Below are 16,992 nucleotides of genomic sequence, written 5' to 3'. Positions count from 1 at the left end.
GGGTCTATAGTTGGCAAAAACATTAAGTAAAAAATGTTTTATGTACAGGGAGAATCCAGTGACCTATCAGCCACGACGTTTGCGCTTTGGGGCTTTCTTTGCCCCCTTTCACAATGACCGCACCAGCCCCACCTTTGCCATCGAGCGCGATCTCGATCTGGTTCAATGGCTGGATACCATGGATTTCGACGAGGCCTGGATTGGCGAGCATCATTCAGGTGCCTATGAGTGCATTGCCTCGCCGGAATTGTTCATTGCTACCGCCGCCGAACGCACCAGGCATATCCGCATGGGCACCGGGGTCAGTTCGCTGTCCTACCACCAGCCCTTGATACTGGCGGACCGCATTGCACAGCTTGACCACCAGACTCGCGGGCGCATCATGTTCGGTGTTGGTCCCGGCCAGCTGGTGGCGGATGCCTATATGATGGGAGTCGACCCGCAGTCCTTGCGCGAGCGTATGGGGGAGTCGCTGGACGTACTGGTCAAGCTGCTGCGCGGCGAGACCGTCACCGCCAAAACCGACTGGTTCACCCTGAACGAGGCGCGCATGCACATCCTGCCTTACCAGGAGGATCTGGAAGTCGTGGTGGCTTCTGCTATCTCGCCGTCAGGCGCGCGCCTGGCGGGGCAGTACGGTGCCGGCATGCTGTCGGTGGCTGCTTCCAGTCCCAAGGGCTTTGAGGCGCTGGCGGACAGCTGGGCCATCTGTGAAAGCAAGGCCGAGGAATACCAGCAAACGGTGGATCGCCGCACCTGGCGGGTGGTGGCTCCTATCCATATCGCGGAAACTCGCGAGCAGGCCAGGCAGGATCTGGAATACGGCCTGATGGACATGTTCAACTACTTCCACAAGTTCGGTGGCTCCCTGTTCCCGCAGGTGAAGGACCTGGATGAAGCGATTGAAGTGTGGACAACCGGTGGCCTCGGTGCCTTCGGTGTCGGCCTGGTAGGTACCCCGGACGACCTGGTTGAGCATATTCAGAAGCTGCAACACCAGTCCGGTGGTTTCGGTTCCTTCCTGTCGCTGGCTCACAACGCCGCCAACTACGAAGCGACGAAAAAGTCCTACGAGCTGATTGCCCGCTACGTCATGCCGCACTTCCAGCACTGCAACGACAACCGCACCCCGTCTCTGGAGTGGGCGTCATCCAACGCGGATCGCTTTATGGCGGAATATATGGGCGGGATCGAGAAAGCGTTCAAGCAGCACGAAGATGAAATCGAGGCAAAAAAGCAGAAGGCAGGTTGAGATGATTCAGCATATAACCCTGATCTATTTCAAAGACGGTACCGACAGCGAGCGCAAGCAGGCAGTGCTGGAAGCCTTCCAGCAACTGCCGGGCCTGATTCCCGAGGTAAAGGCATTCCGGGTGGGCCTGGATCTTGAACTGCTGGAGGGCAATGCGGGTCTGGCGGTAGTGGCGGAGTTCGCCAGCCGGGAGGACTTTCTCACCTATTCCACCCACGCCGCTCACGCCGAAGTCATCTTCCCGGTATGCGGTGAGGTGATGGCCTCCTACGCGACCAGCCAGTTCTCGTTCTAGTGAGCGGCGAGCTGCCCTGGCCGGGCGGCGCACCTTTGCGCAGGTATAACCAGAAGGCGCTGCAGGTGATCTGCAGCGCCTTTTTATTGGTCAACTGAGGCCGCTGTTAATCCAGCTCGACGATTTTAATGGTCCGGTTAGGGCAGTAATCCACCGCATCCTGCACTTTGCTGCGCAGGGCTTCGTCGGGAAATTCTTCCTTCACCCGCACTTTTGGATAGCCCGTCTCCACGTCCACCACTTCAAACACCTTGGGGCATTCCTCGGTGCACACACCGTGGCCCTGGCACAGCAGCAGATCGACTTCTACCTTGTAGCGTCCCATGTCCGTTCTCCGCTGTTAGGCCGCCGCGCGGTCGGCGCGACGACGGTAGCGCAGAATGCAGGGGTCAGAGGGGCGCAGGATCAGCGAGGGCATGATCTCCGCGTACTCGCCGGAAGGGCCGGCCAGTTCGAACTCGTAGTTGTGCAGCAGCACTGAGAAGATGACTTTTACCTGCAGGATGGCGAAGGCGTTGCCCACACACTTGCGCTGGCCGCCGCCGAAGGGAATGAGGGCGAAGGGATTCTCCGGGTTGGGGCGGTCGGGGATAAAGGCCTCGGCATTTTCGAAGCTGCTCTCCAGGCGGTGGGCGACGTAGGGACAGAGCATGACGTTCTTGCCCTTCTCGATAAGGTGATCCTTGTACTCGAAGTCCTCCACTACGCGACGGGTGAGGGCATTCAGGGGCGGGTGCACGCGCAGAGTCTCGCGGATGAAACCCTCCAGCCTGGACATCCGCCGCAGGGTGCGCATGTCGAACTGCTGGCCGGAGTCCATCAGCGCGTCCACTTCCCTCACCACATCCTGCGCCAGTTCCGGGTTGCGTGCCAGCTCCACCAGAGTCCAGGCCGCGGTATTGGCGCTCGTGTGGTGGCCGGCGAACATGAACCACACGATCATGCCGGCAATCTCCGAGGTGCTGAGATGGCTGCCGTCGGCGTAGGTGGCGTCCATGTAGACTTGCAGCAGGTCCATCTGTACCTCGCCTGAGGCGCGGCGTTTCTCCACCCGTTCGGTGATCAGCTCTTCCAGTCGCGCACGGGCGGTGTCGCGGGCCTCGTAGGCGGCCTTGCGGGAGTTCGGGTCCTGCAGGCCGCCGGCATCGGCGGCCGCGCCCAGGGTGTGGTAAAGGCTGGCGAATTCATCAGTCAGTGAGTAGCGGAACTCGCCGCCCAGCAGGCAGTGGGTGGAGGTTTTGATGGTCAGGTCGGCAAAACCTTCGTAAAAGTCGAACTCGCCGCTGTCACCCCAGGTGGCGATCCAGTCTTCGGCCTCTTTGGCGATGATGGGGGCATAGTGGTTCATCTTCTCGCTGGCCAGGCCGCGCGAGTGCATGCGCAGTTGCTGGCGCTCGATGTCGATCGGTGCGCCATATTGCACGCCCTTGCCGAAGATGGGCACCATGAACTGGTAGGCCTCCGGCGCGCTGACCTTCACGTCATCTACCCGGAACACCGCCTCGTGAGCTTCCGGGCCGACCATCAATACGGTGGGCATGCCGCCCATGTCGAACTCGGCGAGCTCGCCGCACTCCTTGTAGGCCCGCATCAGGAAGTAGGCCGGGTGGGCACAGAATTCTTCGAAGTGTCCGCCTTCCGCCGTCGCTTTAGCGCCGCTGACAACGGGGATAGGTTTCGGGTTCGCACTCATGGCAGCCTCGCAATTGGCAATAAAACATTGCAGAAGAAATTGTTTGATTGATTATAGGGGATGGCTTGCGGTCGGACAAGGCACCTGTTGGTGTGAGCCCGGGCAGTATCAATAGTTAGGATGGGCCAGTGCGACTCTGGTAGAGTAACACCCATTCACTGGCAATGTTTCACGATGGGGAAGTACGTGGCAATAGAACTCGATCAGGCGGATATCGACGCCATGGGCCGTCAGGCGGCCAAAAGCAAGGCGACTCAGGACAAAATCATCAATGCAGTGATCGGCCTGATCAAGGAAAAGGGGTTTGCCGCCGCCAGTTCCAGCCAGATTGCCAAGCGCGCCGGCGTCACCTGGGGTGCCGTACAGCATCACTTCGGTGGCAAGGACGAGATTCTCGAGGAAGTCCTGCAGCGCTCCCACCTGAAATTCCACGACACCCTGAGTGCCAACCGCTTCACCACCGGTACCGCTGAGCGGCGCGTAGCCAAGTACGTGGACGCCGCCTGGTATCACTACCAGGGTGACGAGTATATGGCGACCATGGAGATCCTGCTGGCCACCCGCGGGCACGGCAAGGCCGGCAATGACCTGTCCATCAGTCGCAGCCGCCGGGCCCACCTGGACCTGGCCCGTCGCATCTTTCACGACAGCAAGGGTAGCGACAAGCTCTTCCAGGAAGTCATCTACACCGTACACTGCATGCTCACCGGCATCCTGATTGAGATTGCGCTGGAGCCGGAGAGTTTCGATCCGCGCCCCTATATCAAGCGCCTGAAAGTCACCGTCACCGACATGCTCTACGCCTGAGGCGGGGTATACCATCGTAAACGGCGGAGCAGATTTCACGGCTTCCTGATGCCAGCGTCACCGGCAACTGCTATACAGAGCCTGAACGTGCGGCGCCCGCCGCTCGGCAACCGCAGCTGGAGTGATAACGATGGATAAAGACACCCGCGCCATTCGCGCCCACAAGGCCTCAATCGCCAATGCCATGGCCGGCAACAAGGAACAGTGGCTGTCCCTGTTCGCCGAGGATGCCGTAGTGCACGACCCGGTTGGCAAATCCCCCCACGATCCCGAAGGCACCGGCTTCCAGGGCAAGGCGCGCATTTCCGAGTTCTGGGACATGATGATTGGCCCCGGCAATCTCACCATCATTCCTCACAAGCGCTATCCCTGTGGCGAGGACGTGGTGGCGGTGGCGATGACCGCCGCCAACAACATCGATGGCCTGAAAACCTACATCGAGATGATTGCCACCTACGAGGTGAACGAGGCGGGGCAATTACAGACCCTCAAGGTCTATTGGGATGTGGACGCGCTGGCCGATCAGTTGCCGCCCGGCCTGATGGGCTGATAGCGCCGATCTGTCCACTATTCAGTGCGGCGGCGCAGCTTGCCGGCTTCAGCCATCCAGTCGACCAGGTCCCGAAAGGACTGCTCCGCACCTACCAGCGGATAGCCCGGGTCAATCAGCCCGGGCTGGTCATCACAGGGCACCGAGCGTGTCAGCACTTCCGCCGCTTCCCGGGTGAGCGCGAACTGCCGCCCACTCAAGCGGCTGATCAGGTCGGCGGATGAGCCCATAAAACGCAGCAGGGGGCCGGGGATACTCTGCGCCTTGATGCTGCGACCGGACACCTTTTCCAGCAGCGCCCGCTGTTCTTCGTAACTCAGGTAGTAACCACCACACATGATGCGACGCGGCCCGCGGCCCGCTTGCAGCAGCTTGCTGAGCAGGTGGGCGAGGTCGCGCACATCGGTGAAACTGCGACCGCCTTCGGTGACCAGATAGCGACCGCTGCGAATTGCCTGTGCCAGCAGTTGGCTGCCGATGCTGAAGGTGGGGTCATGCGGCCCCTGGACGGAACCCGGGTAGATCGTGACCACCGGCTTGCCGGCATCCTGCAGGTCCCGTGCAATCTGCTCGGCCGCAGCCTTGGTGCGGGTGTACATGGCTTTTGGCCGCGCCACCCTGTCATCGGCGGTTTGCACCTTGCCGGCCGGCGGGAACAGGGCCAGGTAGCTGGATACGTGCACAACCGGGTCCATGCCCAGTGCCACCGCTTTGTTCAGAACGTCGCGGCAGGCGTCCACATTGATGTTCTGCAGCTTCTCCGCATCCTGCAGCCGGTCCGAGAATATGCCGGCACAGTGAATCAGCGCATCGCAGCCCGCCATGGCGGGTGTCAGCGAGGCGGCGTCGGTAATGTCACCCTGCGCGATCTCGAAGTGCTCCACGGTCAGGTCAAAGGGTGCAAGGCAGCGATTGAACTTATCACTGTCGCGCACCAGTACCCGGACGGTATGTCTATCGCGCAGGCACTGCACCGCGGCAAACAGGCCGACCAGTCCGGTGGCGCCGGTGATCAACACCTTCATGCCAGCGGCTCCATGACGTGGGAAGCAAAGTCGATCAGCAGCATCGACAGCATGCCGACGGCGCTGGCCTCGATCAGAACACGGCTCCAGGACCAGCGCTCATCGCCCTCATCCAGCCGGTAGTAGATGGGGAAGGCGACCAGGAAATACAGGGAATAATAGAGCGAGCCGTAGAGCAGCATCTGGTCGAGGTTCTCGTACCAGACGGTACCGGCGGCGTTGTCGGTAATGTAGAGGCGGGTTTCCGCCCAGGCCCAGAACACCGAGGTAAAGGCCACGATCAGGCACCATCCGACACGGCGCGCGGTAACGCCCCAGGTGGCTGTGAGGTGGCGGATGCGGCGCATAAAGATCACCGCCGAGTTGTGGTAGACCAGGAAAAACGCGACCGAGTTCAGGTACATGCCAAGCGGTACCTTCTGGTAGGCGGCGAGGGCGCCGGCTTCCTCCGGGCCGATAATGGCGGAGTCGAAATAGGCGTCGACACCGGGGAAGTTGTAGCGCAGGCCCAGCACCTCGAAGAAATACTCGGTATGTACGTAGGTGGCGATAAACACCCACCAGAACATGAACAGATTGGCCTTGAGCCAGTAGCTTTCACGCCAGGGAATATCGCTGTTGCGGCGCAGCCACCAGGGCAGGAAAACGCACCAGGGCAGCCACATCAGGGCATTCTGGGTTATGTGCCAGAAGGTGCTGGTATCGAGCCAGCCCATCCCCTGCATCAGCGCGTTGTAGGCGAAAAACACCGGGATGAAGCCGAGCAGCCATTTTTCCATCCAGGCTTTGTCGGCGTTGGGAGAGAACCACTTGGAGGTCATAAAAATACTCGCAGTCGATGTTGGGCGTGCGGAATCAGTTAACCAGATAGCGCTCGGCGAACTGCTCCATGTCCCGCAGTTTCTCGTCAAGGCTCATGCGGCTGGCCATGCCGTTCTCGTCGCAAAAGGCGTGACGGTACAACTGGGTGACGCCAAGCTCCGCGCAGCGGGCCATGTTGGACTCGCTCGGGTCGTACAGGCCAAGGCAGATTTCAAAATCGTCGGTGCTGGCACCGGTGGCCCGGCGACAGTCCAGCAGGGCGGGCACCAGTGCTTCCACCTCGCTCATTTCGTGCTGGCCGCCAATCCAGCCATCGTGGCGTGCGGCCCGCTGCAGGGCGGGGACAGCGAAGCCGCCGATGTAGACAGGCAGCGGGTGGTCCAGTCCGGGTGACATCTGCAAACTGGGGAAGCGGAAAAACTCCCCCTCGTGACTGACGGGTTCGCCGCTCCACAGTTTCTGCATCACTTCCAGCATTTCATCGCAGCGTCGGCCGCGGGTGTGGAAGTCCTGGCCAACCAGTTCAAATTCGCTTTTCTGCCAGCCGATGCCGGCGCCGAGAATAATGCGCCCCTCACTGATATTGGCCGCGGTAGACACCGACTTGGCGACATCGAAGGGGGTGTGCATCGGCAGTACGTAAACACTGGTCAGGAAGCGCAGGCGTGTGGTGATCTGCGACAGGGCGGCGATCTGTACCCAGGGGTCCGGCCAGTGAGTCTCTGGGTACCAGCGGATCATGCTGTTCTTGCTGTAATCGTAGGTCTCGTACTGTTCCGAGAAGGTGATCAGGTGCTCGCCCAGGCTGATGCCCTCGAAGCCAAGTTCCTCCGCGTGCTGCGCCAGACGCGGCAGTTGCTTCATGTCGAGCATGGCGATGCATTGCCAGTGCTTCATCGGCTTAATCCTCGTAGTGATAGATGTGACGGGACAGGTCGGCTTCCAGCAGGCCGTTCATGCCGGCCAGTTCCGCCCAGGGCGAGGTCGGTGCCGGAGTCGCAGTCGGATCGATGCTGATGTGGAAGCCGTACACTGCACCCGGGGGCAGGTCGCTGGTGATCGCGCTAACGCTGGCTCTCGGGTTGGCCGCCTGGACAATCTGCAGCAAGCCATTGGGTTTGCCAGCCAGTATGTCGGTGAGTACGCCCTGGACCTGGCCGTCATCGATAGCGGCGCAGTCGCCAATCCAGAGGCGGCCGTTACGGGCGTCGATCAGTTCGACTCTACTCGCCGTATATTCGGGAACAAAGTGAGGGTCCACCTGAAGCAGGCGCAAAATGGCGTCCATGTCTTCGCCCTCTATGCCGAACAGGCGGCGCAGGCGAGCCTGGTAGACCGGTGCCATCGCTGCGCAGTGTTCGGCAATGAGTTCGCTTACCACCTCGGGGCCGTAGTCCGTCATCAGGCTGAGATAGGAGGCGCGTTGTAGCAGGTGAACATCCAGGGCGAACTCCTTCACCTGGGTGAGCAGCTTGCTGTAGCACAGGTCTTCCAGGGTGAAATCGCGCTTGAACGGCCCGGCGTAGTCGGCCATGCCATCATCTGAGGCCGGGCCTTCGCTGAACTGGAACTGGCCGGCGCGGGAACTGCGGACGGCGTCTGTAAAGGTGCCAAACTGTACCGCTTCAATCTGGTCGCCGGGTTCGATGGCCACTTCCCAACGGCAGGGCCCCTCGGCGGGAATGTCCCCGCCGTGGGGCGGGCGAAATACCGGCCGACAGCGGGCGCCGGCATTGACCGCCATCACCGTGGCGTCAAAGGTCGGGTCCTCCATGTGTACGCAGATCTGTGTCTCGGCCGCCGGGTTTGCCTGGGTAAGGGCGCGTACATGGTTGTAGGCGCCGCAGCTGGTCAGCCAGAACTGCCCGTAGTCGGCATCCCTGACATCGTAGTGAAACTTGAGCCACATGTGGGGGGCGCCGATGTCGAGCTGGAAACCTTTCATGATGGTGTCCACACCGTTGCCCTGCATGCTGTGCAGGGCGCGGTTGCGGGCGTTGTAGACCGGGCTGGCGCCCATCCATTCGTCGAGTGCCTGGCGGGTGACACGGGCTTCGTTCCAGCGCACGGCGATCAGTGGCATGAGTGCGCGATCGTGAATCTGGTTGCAGAGCATGACTTCGCGCCCGAAGTGGGCGAGGGTTGCTTTGTCCAGACTGTCCCACTGACAGACTTTGGACTGTTCAGTATTTGCCGGCATTGCGGGCTCCTTATGCTTATGTACCCGGGTGTCGAGTGATTGGGCGATTTTTACATTGCGGCATTGGCGCTCAAGCGGCGATAGGCGTCCAGTACCGGGGTAAATTCCTCCGAGGTTGAGCCGTGAATCACTACCCCGTCAGCGCCGTTGTCGAGTTCCTGTTGCCAGGCGCGGGCGCAATCTTCGGGTTCGCCTGTGGCTGCGTGCAGCCATTCGGCGGGGATGAGTTCACTGATCTCTTCCAGTTGTTCCAGTGTGGCGACACTGTCGATGCCACCGGGAATGCTTTTTACCACCTCGCTGGCGCGGAAGGCTTCCAGTACCGCTGTATCCCAGCCGTTCAGCTCGATCAGCAGTTCTGCATAGCCCGGTGCCTGCATGTAGGTGGCCATGCGCGCCACCAGTTTGCGCAGGTAGTCTTCCCGTGTGGGCCTGCAGGCGGTGGCGAGTACGGCGTGGATGTTGATCTTGCCCGGGTCGCGGCCCGCGGCTTCGGCGCCCTCGGAGACCAGTGCCCTGGCCCGCTGCAATCCGCGGGGGGTGATGAAGGTGTGCAGGTGGATGCCGTCGAAGTGGGCGCCGGCGAAACGCAGGCTGGTGGGGCCGAAGCCGACGAAATGCAGTGGTATCTCCGCCTGCATCCAGTCACCCATGTTGAGGTAGGGCAGGTTGCCCATGGCGCCCTGGTAGCCCATCACCTTCTCACCGCGCCACAGTGTGCGCAGAAGCTCCACCCCTTCGACAATCTGCTGGTTGCTGACATTGTCGAGCCCCATCAGCTGGTTGCGAATGGCCACCCCGCGGCTGAGTCCCATCTCGAAGCGACCATGGGACAGGTAGTGCAGACTGGCCCCCATGGTGGCGAGCACCATGGGATGGCGGGTGTGCAAGTTGGTGGCGGCGGTGGCAACCCGGATTCGCTGTGTTGTCGCCAGGGCGGCGGCGCAGATGACGCCGGCATCTTTGACGTCGAAGCGCTCCGACAGCCACACCCGGCCCAGGCCGAGTGCTTCGGCCTGTTGTGCCTCTGCGATGGCGTCGGCGGGGGATGTTGTGTGGCCCGGCAGCAGGTAGCAGCTCAGTTCCGGGAATGCCGCATTGTCCATTTGTTTCCTCGCATGGCTTTGCAAATGAGTGCGCCCATTCTAGCCAAAAACCTTTCAAAAGAAATGTAAGTGTGTCATTTTTTCGTTGGCATTACAGTTCAATAAACAATAACAAGGGGTAGAAGATGTCCACAGGTGACTTTCCGCAAACACCGGAGGCGCTGACGCCGCAGCGATTGACTGACTATCTGCTCGCTGATGGCGTGCTTGCCGAAGGCGAAGTGACGGCGGTGGATGCCACCCTCATCGGGCACGGCAAGATGGGCAGTAATGCCCGGCTTTCCCTGCGCTACGCCGGTGAGCAGGGCGGTGCGCCCACGACCCTGATTGCAAAGCTGCCGGCCGAAGACCCGAAAGCCAGGGAAATGGCCGGCGCTGGCGGTGCCTACTACAACGAAGTGATGTTCTACCGCCACCTCGCCGGCGGTACATCGATGCGCACCCCGCGCATCTACGCGTCTGAAATCAGCGATTGCCGCACCGGGTTTCTGCTGTTGATGGAGGACCTTGTGGACGCGCGTCCCGGCAGCAACCTCGAAGGCGCCTCTCGGCGTCAGGCGGAAATGGCGCTGCGCGAGGTGGCCCGGCTGGCGGCGGCCTACTACGGTGACGAAAGCATCGCCGCCCTGGACCACGTGCTGACTGCTGCGAGAGATGATGGCGGCGCCTTCGGGCAGGCCCTGCTGGAGCAGAGCTGGCCCGGGTTTGTCGACCGCTTCGGCGCCGGCCTGTCGCCGGCCTGTCTGGCCTTCGGTGAGCGCTTTGTGCAGCACGCCGCCCACTTCACGGTACGCCTGCAGGGCCCCAAGACCCTGGTCCACGGTGACTTCCGCGCCGAGAACCTGCTGTTTGGTTCGCAGCGGGCCACGGTGGTGGACTGGCAGACGGTGAGTGAATCCAGCGTACTGACTGACGCGGCTTACTTTCTCGGCGGCAGCGTGGATACCGCTGACCGCCGCGCCTGGGAGGGTGAACTGGTGGCCAGCTACTGCGACTGGCTGGCGCAGGACGGGGTCGACCTGCCCTTTGTGGAGTGCTGGGCCCAGTACCGGGAATACGCCATGCACGGTTTGCTGATCACCATTCTCGGCGCCAGTTTCAGTTCCGCCGACGAGCGCGGCGACGCCATGTTCCAGTTGATGATCCAGCGCCACCTGCAGCACTGCCTGGATGTGGGTGCCGGCGAATTTCTGCCGGCGTGATCCCGGGTGTCAGGCGTAGAACTGTGAATACCAGCGGCGGAAGCGGCTGATGGGACCGTCGCCGTCGCAAAGTATGGGTTGGTCGCGGTAGATCTTGTGCTCCCAGATGGGGATGTCCTCCGACACCTGTTTGCAGATATCCGCCACGATGGCCGCATTGACGCCGCCCTCGACCACTTCGCCGTTGACCTTGGGCTGGGTGAAGGCGAAGCGCACATGCACCGTTCCGGCGTCCACAGGGGTGACCTGACCAAACAGCATGGTGTTGGCGATTCCCTCAAAGCGGGTAAAGCCCTGGCCGGGGCCGACACCGCGGGACGTGATGCTGCCCTTTACCGTGCCCCGCGGTGTTTCCAGGTCTGCGCGCTGTACGGTCTGGCTGACGTGATCGCTGAAGTTGATGTCCGATTCGGGAAAGGTCCCGGTCTGGTGCACATAGCGGAAGTGGGCGGAGTCGAAGCCGTTCTCGGCCATCTCCTGGCAGGTGGTATGGATGGTCCACTCGAAACGTTTGAGGGGCGCCCAGTCGTCGCTGTCGGCTTCGGGAAAGGTCTCCGGCTGCCACAGCGGGGCAATATCCTCGGGGTGGAACCAGGCGTAGATGACCTGGTTGGTCTCCACGATGTGATAGGCCTGCAGGCAGGGCTTGTCCCTCACCCTGGGCGGAATGTTTTTCGCGTAGGGAATTTCCTTCACTTCGCCTTCGGGGTTGAACTTCCAGGCGTGGAAGGGGCAGACGATGGTTTCGCCTTCGATGCGGCCGCCGCCGCTGCTGCCGTGGATGCCGTAGCCCAGGTGGGCGCCCAGGTGTGGGCAGTAGGCATCGAGTAGGGCGGCTTTACCGCTCTCGGTGCGAAACAGCACCAGTTCGCGGCCGAAGTAGGTGAGGGGGCGGGACTGGCCGACAGCGATCTCGTCGGCGTAGGCGACCACGAACCAGCCGCAGGGAATGGGCATGGAGAGGCGTTCAGTCATGGGGGATCCTGAGTGTGTCTGGGTTCATTATCGGGTATATAGTAAATACCAATTGACTAATGGTCAAATATAATTGACAAAACTCGAAGCCCGCTCGTAACATGCCCGAATGCTGGCGGTGTCGATGCCGCCGGCCCTGACTGGAGGAGATAATAATCATGTCCGCACTTTCCAGCGCCGGTTACATCGGTCTCGGCAGCATCGGAAAACCCAGCGCGGTGCGCCTGCTGCAGGGGCCATGGCAGACTTTCGTCTACGACGTGGTTGACGCCGCAGTGCAGGAGCTGGTGGATAAGGGGGCAACTGCCTGCGCCAGTCCGGGCGAGCTGGCCTCCCGTTGCCAGCACATTGGCATCTGCGTGCGTGATGACCACCAGGTCGAAGAATTGCTTTACGGCGAGGGTGGACTGATCGCCAACGCCGCTCCCGGTACCCTGATTGCCATTCACAGTACCGTCAGCCGGGCGGCGCTGCAGCGCTGGGGCGCAGACTGCCGGACCGCCAGGATCAGTTTGATCGATGCCGGTATCACCGGCGGACCCACCGGCGCCGAGGCGGGGACCCTGTGCTACATGGTGGGTGGTACTGCCGACGAAGTTGCCCGCGCGACACCGGTGTTTGAAACTTCCGGCGAGCGTATCGTCCACGCCGGCGAGCTCGGCGCCGGCATGCTGCTCAAACTGTGCAATAACCTGATGACCTATGCCGAGTTCATGGCCATGTCGGAAGCCTGCCGACTGGCGGAGGCCGGTGGTCTGTCGGTGGATGTGCTACGCGAGGTGGGTCTGTCCAACGGTGTGGTGAACGAGTCCATGCACAGGTTTGTCAGCAACCGCAATGCCCTCGCGGCTGGCTGCACGGAAGAGGAAATGGCCGCCATCTTCGGCCCCTTCGGCCGCCTCGGAGAAAAAGATCTCGACTGTGCGCTGTCCTCGGCTGAGGAGCTGGGGGTGAGCCTGCCCTCTACCGCGCGACTGCGGGAAGTGGTCTACGACCTGTTTATGAACAAGGCCTAGGAGTTGCAATGAATCCCGAATCACGACTGTTTATCGACGGCGAACTGTGCGAGGCCAGCGCTGGCCGCGTGTACCCGAACCTGAACCCGGCCACTGAAGAAGTGATGGGGCAGGTGGCCGATGCAACACCGGAAGATATGGAGCGCGCCATCGCCGCTGCCCGTCGCGCCTTCGATACCACCGATTGGCCCACCAATCATGCATTCCGTCTGGAATGTCTGAAGCAGCTGAAAGCGGGCCTGCTGGACGGGCTGGAGGATTTCAAGGCGCAGATCGCCGCTGAAACCGGTTCGCCGCTGGGTATCTGTGGCAGCGGCGGCCCCCAGTGCGAAGTGCCGATTTCCTTTATGGATTTCACCATCGGGGAACTGCCGAACTTCCAGTGGAGCCGCGATATCGGCGAGTCCGAGATGATGGGCATGAAGAGCCGGCGCCTGGTGGAGAAAGAGGCTGTGGGCGTCGTCGCCTGCGTTACGCCCTGGAACGTGCCCCTGCAGATCAACCTGGCCAAGTGCGTGCCGGCCCTCGCTGCCGGTTGCACCGTAGTGCTCAAGCCGGCGCCGGATACGCCGTGGGCGGCGACCCTGCTGGGGCGCGTGGTGAAAGAGTGTACCGACATTCCCCCCGGTGTCTTTAACGTGGTCACTGCATCGGACCCGCGGGAAGTGGGCGAGCAACTGGTGAGCGACCCGCGGGTGGACATGGTGTCCTTCACTGGTTCCACCGCTGTCGGCAAGCACATTATGGCGACGGCCGCACAGACGGTGAAAAAGGTCTTCCTGGAACTCGGCGGCAAGTCGGCCAACATCATGCTGGATGATGCCGATCTCAGCCAGAGCCTGCTCAGCGCCCTGGGGGTGTGCTTTCACGCCGGCCAGGGCTGCGCCATCCAGACCCGCCTGCTGATCCCGCGCAGCCGCCAGGCGGAGGTGGAGGAGCTGTTGAAAACCTATTTCACTTTTATCGAATACGGGGATCCTTCCTCGGACAGCCAGATTATGGGAGCGCTGGTCAACGCCAAGCAGCGCGAGCGCGTGCTGGCTTACATCGAGAAGGGAAAGGCCGAGGGCGCGCGCCTGTTACTGGGGGGCGGCAAGCCGGCACAACTCGAGAAAGGCTTCTACGTCGAGCCCACGGTGTTTATGGATGTCACTAACGACATGACCATCGCCCGCGAGGAGATCTTCGGGCCGGTGCTGGCGGTGATTGCCTACGACGACGAAGAAGACGCAATCCGCATTGCCAACGACTCCGACTACGGCCTGTCCGCCGGCGTGTGGTCCGCCGACGAGGCCCGCGCCCTGAGCGTGGCGCGGCGCCTGCGCAGCGGTACGGTGTGCGTCAATGGCGGCAATTTCTATGCGGCCGATGCGCCCTTTGGTGGCTACAAGCAGAGCGGCGTAGGGCGGGAAATGGGCCCTGAAGGTTTTGAGGAGTACCTGGAAACCAAGACCATCGCGGTGGGAGTATGACGGACAACCTGCAAGGACAGCATATCGTTGTCACTGGCGGCGGTAGTGGCTTTGGCCTGGCCATCGCCCGGGAACTGGTGGGGAATGGCGCACGGGTGACCCTGCTGGGGCGGCGCCAGGCGGCACTGGACGACGCAGTCGCCGCCCTCGGTACCGATTGTGCGGCGGGAGTGGTCTGCGATGTGGCCGACCCTGACGCCATCCGCCGCGGCTTCGCCGACCTGTCCGGGCCCATTGACGGCCTGGTGAATAACGCCGGCATGGCCCGCCCCGGAGCGGTAGACGACCTGGATGAAAGCGAAGTCATTCAGCAGGTGAACACCAACTTCCTCGGCACCGTATTCTGTTGCAAGGCGGCCATCCCCCTGCTGCGGGGGCGACCCAATGCGCGGATCGTGAACATCTCCTCCGCCAGCGCCTGGCACTACGACGAGATGTCCCACCTGTCGATTTACGCCTCCACCAAGGCGGCGGTGGAACGCTTTACCCGCGACCTGCGCCAGGAAGTGCAGCGCGACGGTATCGGCGTCACCTGTGTGCGCCCCGGCGCCGCCTGGACCAATTTTGCCGACGGCTGGGACGCGGAGAGAATTCACCGCGGTTTTGAGGCCTGGATGAAAACCGGGCCGGACATGGACAGCGGCATGCTGCCGGAACATGTCGCCCAGGCGGTCGCTCACGTCTTCAGCTATCCCCGGGGGGTGGCGGTGGATCTGCTGGAAGTGCGTCCCAATCAACCGATACCCAAACCCGAACTGTAACTGCAGCGATAACAACGAGGAATAGATCATGGATTTCAACGGAAAAACGGTCATCGTCACCGGTGCAGGTGGCGGTATTGGCGAAGCTTACGCCAAAGCCTGTGCGGCAAAGGGCATGAATGTGGTGATTGCCGAACTGAGTGAAGAAGGGGGCAAGCGCGTCGCAGCCGAGATCGAGGCCAGTGGCGCCCGTGCCCTGTTCGTCAAAACCGATGTTGGCAGCGAACAGTCAGGCAGGGACTGCGCAGCAGCCGCCGTGGAAGCCTTTGGAGCCATTGACTACCTGATCAACAATGCGGCGATCTTCGGCGACATGAAGATAGAAGGCTACCTGACGGTGGATATGGACTACCTGGAAAAATTTATGCGCATCAACGCCCACGGCGCCCTGATCATGACGCGCGCGGTGGTGGACGCCATGACCGCCGCCGGCGGTGGCGCCATTGTGAATCAGTCCTCCACCGCGGCGTGGATGGGGATGGGTTTCTACGGCGTCGCCAAACTCGCCCTGAACGGTATCACCCAGTCCCTTGCCCACGAACTCGGTGGCCGCAACATCCGCATCAATGCGATTGCGCCCGGACCGACCGAAACCGGAGCGCTGCAAAAAACCGCGGGGGACTACGCCAAGGAAATGGTCAAGAGCATGCCTATCAAGCGCCTGGGCCAGCCGTCGGATATGGCAGACGCAGCCCTCTTTCTGCTGTCCGACGAGGCGAGCTGGATTACCGGTCACGTATTGAACGTGGACGGCGGGCAGTTCATGCGCCCCTGAGGGCCTCGGGTTCCAGCAAGCGATTGTCCATCACAAAGGGCGCCCAGTGCGCCCTTTGTACGAGTGAAAACCTTACGCTCGCAGCACAAACGCTGACCGTGCCGGGTCACTGACTGCGCCTCCACGATCAGGTGCTTGCCTGTCCCCTGGCCTCTGCATCCTGCAGTTCCAGAGGGTGCATTTCGATGGTTCCGAACAGCTTGTCGTAGAGCAGGGTAATGGTGGCGTAATTGCCCCGGTGCATGTCCAGGTGGTGGGCGTCGTGCTTCATCGCAATCCAGTTAACGGTGCGGAAGGGGAAGCCGTCCAGGTCGATACGGCAGTGATTGACCTGGTTCAACTGGGTGTAGATAAAGTTCGAGATCACGATGGTCGCCACATGGAAGGGGGACAGGCCGAGCACGCCCAGCAACACAATGGTGGCAAAGTAGAGGCCGGTACCGATCACGATCTCCCAGGGGTGCAGCAGGTAGGAGTCGATGGACGTCACCCGGCTGCGGGCCTGGTGATGAACGGCGTGAACACGGCGGAAGTAACCCTTTCCGTGGAACAGGAAGCGGTGTACACCGTAGTAGAACAGGTCGTAGACCATCAGGATCAGCACCACGTCGAGAGCGATCCGCCACAGCGGCTGCGCACTCAGGGTGACAAAGAAGGGCAGGATCACGATGTAAAAGCCCAGGTTCACACTCAGGCCAATTTTCTGGGCGGGTTTCACCCGGTGGTGGTATTTCCTGGCGAGCTCGCGCCACTTGCGCTGGTTCTCGTCGCGGTTCACCTGGCGGGTGCGGGCGATGGCCGGAACCATGAATGCCAGGCGCTGGGCCAGGGCGATACAGGCACCGAGGATAAGAAAGGTGAGCAGGGCGGCCTGCCAGTTGTATTCGAGGGGCATCCTGCAAATCCTCTGTTAGCTGGGGAATGTAGGTGGCTAAAGTAAATAATGATTGACTAATAGTCAAGGTAACTTGATTAAACTGTAGGTCAGGGCAGAATACGGTTGCAGCCAGCGTTCGGGCAGCTAACATCGGCAATCGCGAT

18 protein-coding genes are annotated in these 16,992 nt (G+C 61.6%); 9 read left to right on the top strand and 9 right to left on the bottom strand.

The features are described 5' to 3' along the window. Positions 1–58: 58 nt before the first annotated feature. Both FVW59_RS11485 and FVW59_RS11480 read left to right on the top strand, forming a co-directional pair. Positions 59–1,252: an LLM class flavin-dependent oxidoreductase gene (locus tag FVW59_RS11485; protein ID WP_222711480.1), complete on the top strand. Its 1,194-nt coding sequence runs from the start codon at positions 59–61 to the stop codon at positions 1,250–1,252. 1 nt (position 1,253) lies between these two features. Beyond that, a complete protein-coding gene (locus tag FVW59_RS11480; RefSeq protein ID WP_187275857.1) occupies positions 1,254–1,547 on the top strand; it encodes a Dabb family protein in 294 nt (97 codons plus the stop codon). Between the two features lie 106 nt (positions 1,548–1,653). On the opposite strand, the gene FVW59_RS11475 is transcribed toward FVW59_RS11480, so the two are convergent. Then, positions 1,654–1,872: a ferredoxin gene (locus FVW59_RS11475; protein WP_148064460.1), complete on the bottom strand. Its 219-nt coding sequence runs from the start codon at positions 1,870–1,872 to the stop codon at positions 1,654–1,656. A 15-nt stretch (positions 1,873–1,887) separates the two neighbouring features. Continuing rightward, a complete protein-coding gene (locus FVW59_RS11470; RefSeq protein WP_148064459.1) occupies positions 1,888–3,240 on the bottom strand; it encodes a cytochrome P450 in 1,353 nt (450 codons plus the stop codon). A 186-nt stretch (positions 3,241–3,426) separates the two neighbouring features. On the opposite strand from FVW59_RS11470, the gene FVW59_RS11465 reads away from it, so the two are divergent. Beyond that, positions 3,427–4,047: a TetR/AcrR family transcriptional regulator gene (locus tag FVW59_RS11465; RefSeq protein WP_187275856.1), complete on the top strand. Its 621-nt coding sequence runs from the start codon at positions 3,427–3,429 to the stop codon at positions 4,045–4,047. Between the two features lie 130 nt (positions 4,048–4,177). Continuing rightward, entirely contained in the window at positions 4,178–4,597 is a 420-nt protein-coding gene (locus FVW59_RS11460) for a nuclear transport factor 2 family protein (protein WP_148064457.1), read from the top strand. A 17-nt stretch (positions 4,598–4,614) separates the two neighbouring features. Here FVW59_RS11460 and FVW59_RS11455 read toward each other — a convergent pair whose 3' ends face one another. From FVW59_RS11455 to FVW59_RS11435, 5 genes are read right to left on the bottom strand one after another with little or no spacing between them, the layout of a single operon-like run. Further along, the gene (locus FVW59_RS11455) at positions 4,615–5,622 is read right to left on the bottom strand and encodes an SDR family NAD(P)-dependent oxidoreductase (RefSeq protein WP_148064456.1); all 1,008 of its coding nucleotides are present in this window, start codon (positions 5,620–5,622) and stop codon (positions 4,615–4,617) included. Beyond that, complete coding sequence (locus FVW59_RS11450) at positions 5,619–6,443, bottom strand: hypothetical protein (RefSeq protein WP_148064455.1); 825 nt, start codon at positions 6,441–6,443, stop codon at positions 5,619–5,621. Before FVW59_RS11450 ends, FVW59_RS11455 begins: the two co-directional genes overlap by 4 nt. 34 nt (positions 6,444–6,477) lie before the next feature. Continuing rightward, positions 6,478–7,341, bottom strand: coding sequence for a TIGR03619 family F420-dependent LLM class oxidoreductase (locus FVW59_RS11445; protein ID WP_148064454.1), 864 nt, complete (start codon positions 7,339–7,341; stop codon positions 6,478–6,480). A gap of 4 nt (positions 7,342–7,345) precedes the next feature. Further along, on the bottom strand, positions 7,346–8,644 hold the full coding sequence (locus tag FVW59_RS11440) for a hypothetical protein (RefSeq protein ID WP_148064453.1): 1,299 nt from the start codon (positions 8,642–8,644) through the stop codon (positions 7,346–7,348). 50 nt (positions 8,645–8,694) lie between these two features. Beyond that, on the bottom strand, positions 8,695–9,750 hold the full coding sequence (locus tag FVW59_RS11435; RefSeq protein ID WP_148064452.1) for a TIGR03857 family LLM class F420-dependent oxidoreductase: 1,056 nt from the start codon (positions 9,748–9,750) through the stop codon (positions 8,695–8,697). A 125-nt stretch (positions 9,751–9,875) separates the two neighbouring features. Between FVW59_RS11435 and FVW59_RS11430 the strand changes: the two genes are divergently transcribed. Then, complete coding sequence (locus tag FVW59_RS11430) at positions 9,876–10,952, top strand: phosphotransferase (protein ID WP_148064451.1); 1,077 nt, start codon at positions 9,876–9,878, stop codon at positions 10,950–10,952. Between the two features lie 9 nt (positions 10,953–10,961). Here the strand turns inward: FVW59_RS11430 and FVW59_RS11425 are convergent, their stop codons facing one another. Next, positions 10,962–11,927, bottom strand: a complete 966-nt coding sequence (locus tag FVW59_RS11425) for an aromatic ring-hydroxylating oxygenase subunit alpha (protein ID WP_148064450.1) — start codon at positions 11,925–11,927, stop codon at positions 10,962–10,964. Between the two features lie 158 nt (positions 11,928–12,085). Between FVW59_RS11425 and FVW59_RS11420 the strand changes: the two genes are divergently transcribed. From FVW59_RS11420 to FVW59_RS11405, 4 genes are read left to right on the top strand one after another with little or no spacing between them, the layout of a single operon-like run. Beyond that, positions 12,086–12,943, top strand: a complete 858-nt coding sequence (locus tag FVW59_RS11420; protein ID WP_148064449.1) for an NAD(P)-dependent oxidoreductase — start codon at positions 12,086–12,088, stop codon at positions 12,941–12,943. 8 nt (positions 12,944–12,951) lie between these two features. Beyond that, positions 12,952–14,415, top strand: coding sequence for an aldehyde dehydrogenase family protein (locus FVW59_RS11415; RefSeq protein WP_148064448.1), 1,464 nt, complete (start codon positions 12,952–12,954; stop codon positions 14,413–14,415). Further along, positions 14,412–15,176, top strand: coding sequence for an SDR family oxidoreductase (locus FVW59_RS11410; RefSeq protein WP_148064447.1), 765 nt, complete (start codon positions 14,412–14,414; stop codon positions 15,174–15,176). Before FVW59_RS11415 ends, FVW59_RS11410 begins: the two co-directional genes overlap by 4 nt. A 28-nt stretch (positions 15,177–15,204) precedes the next feature. Then, complete coding sequence (locus FVW59_RS11405) at positions 15,205–15,951, top strand: SDR family oxidoreductase (RefSeq protein WP_222711479.1); 747 nt, start codon at positions 15,205–15,207, stop codon at positions 15,949–15,951. Between the two features lie 127 nt (positions 15,952–16,078). On the opposite strand, the gene FVW59_RS11400 is transcribed toward FVW59_RS11405, so the two are convergent. Beyond that, positions 16,079–16,846 (bottom strand): sterol desaturase family protein, encoded by a 768-nt coding sequence (locus tag FVW59_RS11400; protein ID WP_148064445.1) that lies wholly within the window; start codon positions 16,844–16,846, stop codon positions 16,079–16,081. Positions 16,847–16,992: the final 146 nt, after the last annotated feature.

Origin of the sequence: Parahaliea aestuarii (genome assembly GCF_008064635.1) — a bacterium.
GTDB lineage: Bacteria > Pseudomonadota > Gammaproteobacteria > Pseudomonadales > Halieaceae > Parahaliea > Parahaliea aestuarii.
Note: the sequence above shows the minus strand (reverse complement) of the source record. Positions and strands in the feature narration are given on the sequence as shown.

What these genes read in the sequence shown, in the direction of transcription:
- FVW59_RS11415 (WP_148064448.1), top strand. Translation starts at nt 12,952, where the DNA reads ATGAATCCCGAATCACGACTGTTTATCGACGGCGAACTGTGCGAGGCC.
- FVW59_RS11460 (WP_148064457.1), top strand. Translation starts at nt 4,178, where the DNA reads ATGGATAAAGACACCCGCGCCATTCGCGCCCACAAGGCCTCAATCGCC.
- FVW59_RS11400 (WP_148064445.1), bottom strand. Translation starts at nt 16,846, where the DNA reads ATGCCCCTCGAATACAACTGGCAGGCCGCCCTGCTCACCTTTCTTATC.
- FVW59_RS11480 (WP_187275857.1), top strand. Translation starts at nt 1,254, where the DNA reads ATGATTCAGCATATAACCCTGATCTATTTCAAAGACGGTACCGACAGC.
- FVW59_RS11410 (WP_148064447.1), top strand. Translation starts at nt 14,412, where the DNA reads ATGACGGACAACCTGCAAGGACAGCATATCGTTGTCACTGGCGGCGGT.
- FVW59_RS11445 (WP_148064454.1), bottom strand. Translation starts at nt 7,341, where the DNA reads ATGAAGCACTGGCAATGCATCGCCATGCTCGACATGAAGCAACTGCCG.
- FVW59_RS11450 (WP_148064455.1), bottom strand. Translation starts at nt 6,443, where the DNA reads ATGACCTCCAAGTGGTTCTCTCCCAACGCCGACAAAGCCTGGATGGAA.
- FVW59_RS11475 (WP_148064460.1), bottom strand. Translation starts at nt 1,872, where the DNA reads ATGGGACGCTACAAGGTAGAAGTCGATCTGCTGCTGTGCCAGGGCCAC.
- FVW59_RS11440 (WP_148064453.1), bottom strand. Translation starts at nt 8,644, where the DNA reads ATGCCGGCAAATACTGAACAGTCCAAAGTCTGTCAGTGGGACAGTCTG.
- FVW59_RS11420 (WP_148064449.1), top strand. Translation starts at nt 12,086, where the DNA reads ATGTCCGCACTTTCCAGCGCCGGTTACATCGGTCTCGGCAGCATCGGA.
- FVW59_RS11435 (WP_148064452.1), bottom strand. Translation starts at nt 9,750, where the DNA reads ATGGACAATGCGGCATTCCCGGAACTGAGCTGCTACCTGCTGCCGGGC.
- FVW59_RS11430 (WP_148064451.1), top strand. Translation starts at nt 9,876, where the DNA reads ATGTCCACAGGTGACTTTCCGCAAACACCGGAGGCGCTGACGCCGCAG.
- FVW59_RS11405 (WP_222711479.1), top strand. Translation starts at nt 15,205, where the DNA reads ATGGATTTCAACGGAAAAACGGTCATCGTCACCGGTGCAGGTGGCGGT.
- FVW59_RS11425 (WP_148064450.1), bottom strand. Translation starts at nt 11,927, where the DNA reads ATGACTGAACGCCTCTCCATGCCCATTCCCTGCGGCTGGTTCGTGGTC.
- FVW59_RS11455 (WP_148064456.1), bottom strand. Translation starts at nt 5,622, where the DNA reads ATGAAGGTGTTGATCACCGGCGCCACCGGACTGGTCGGCCTGTTTGCC.
- FVW59_RS11470 (WP_148064459.1), bottom strand. Translation starts at nt 3,240, where the DNA reads ATGAGTGCGAACCCGAAACCTATCCCCGTTGTCAGCGGCGCTAAAGCG.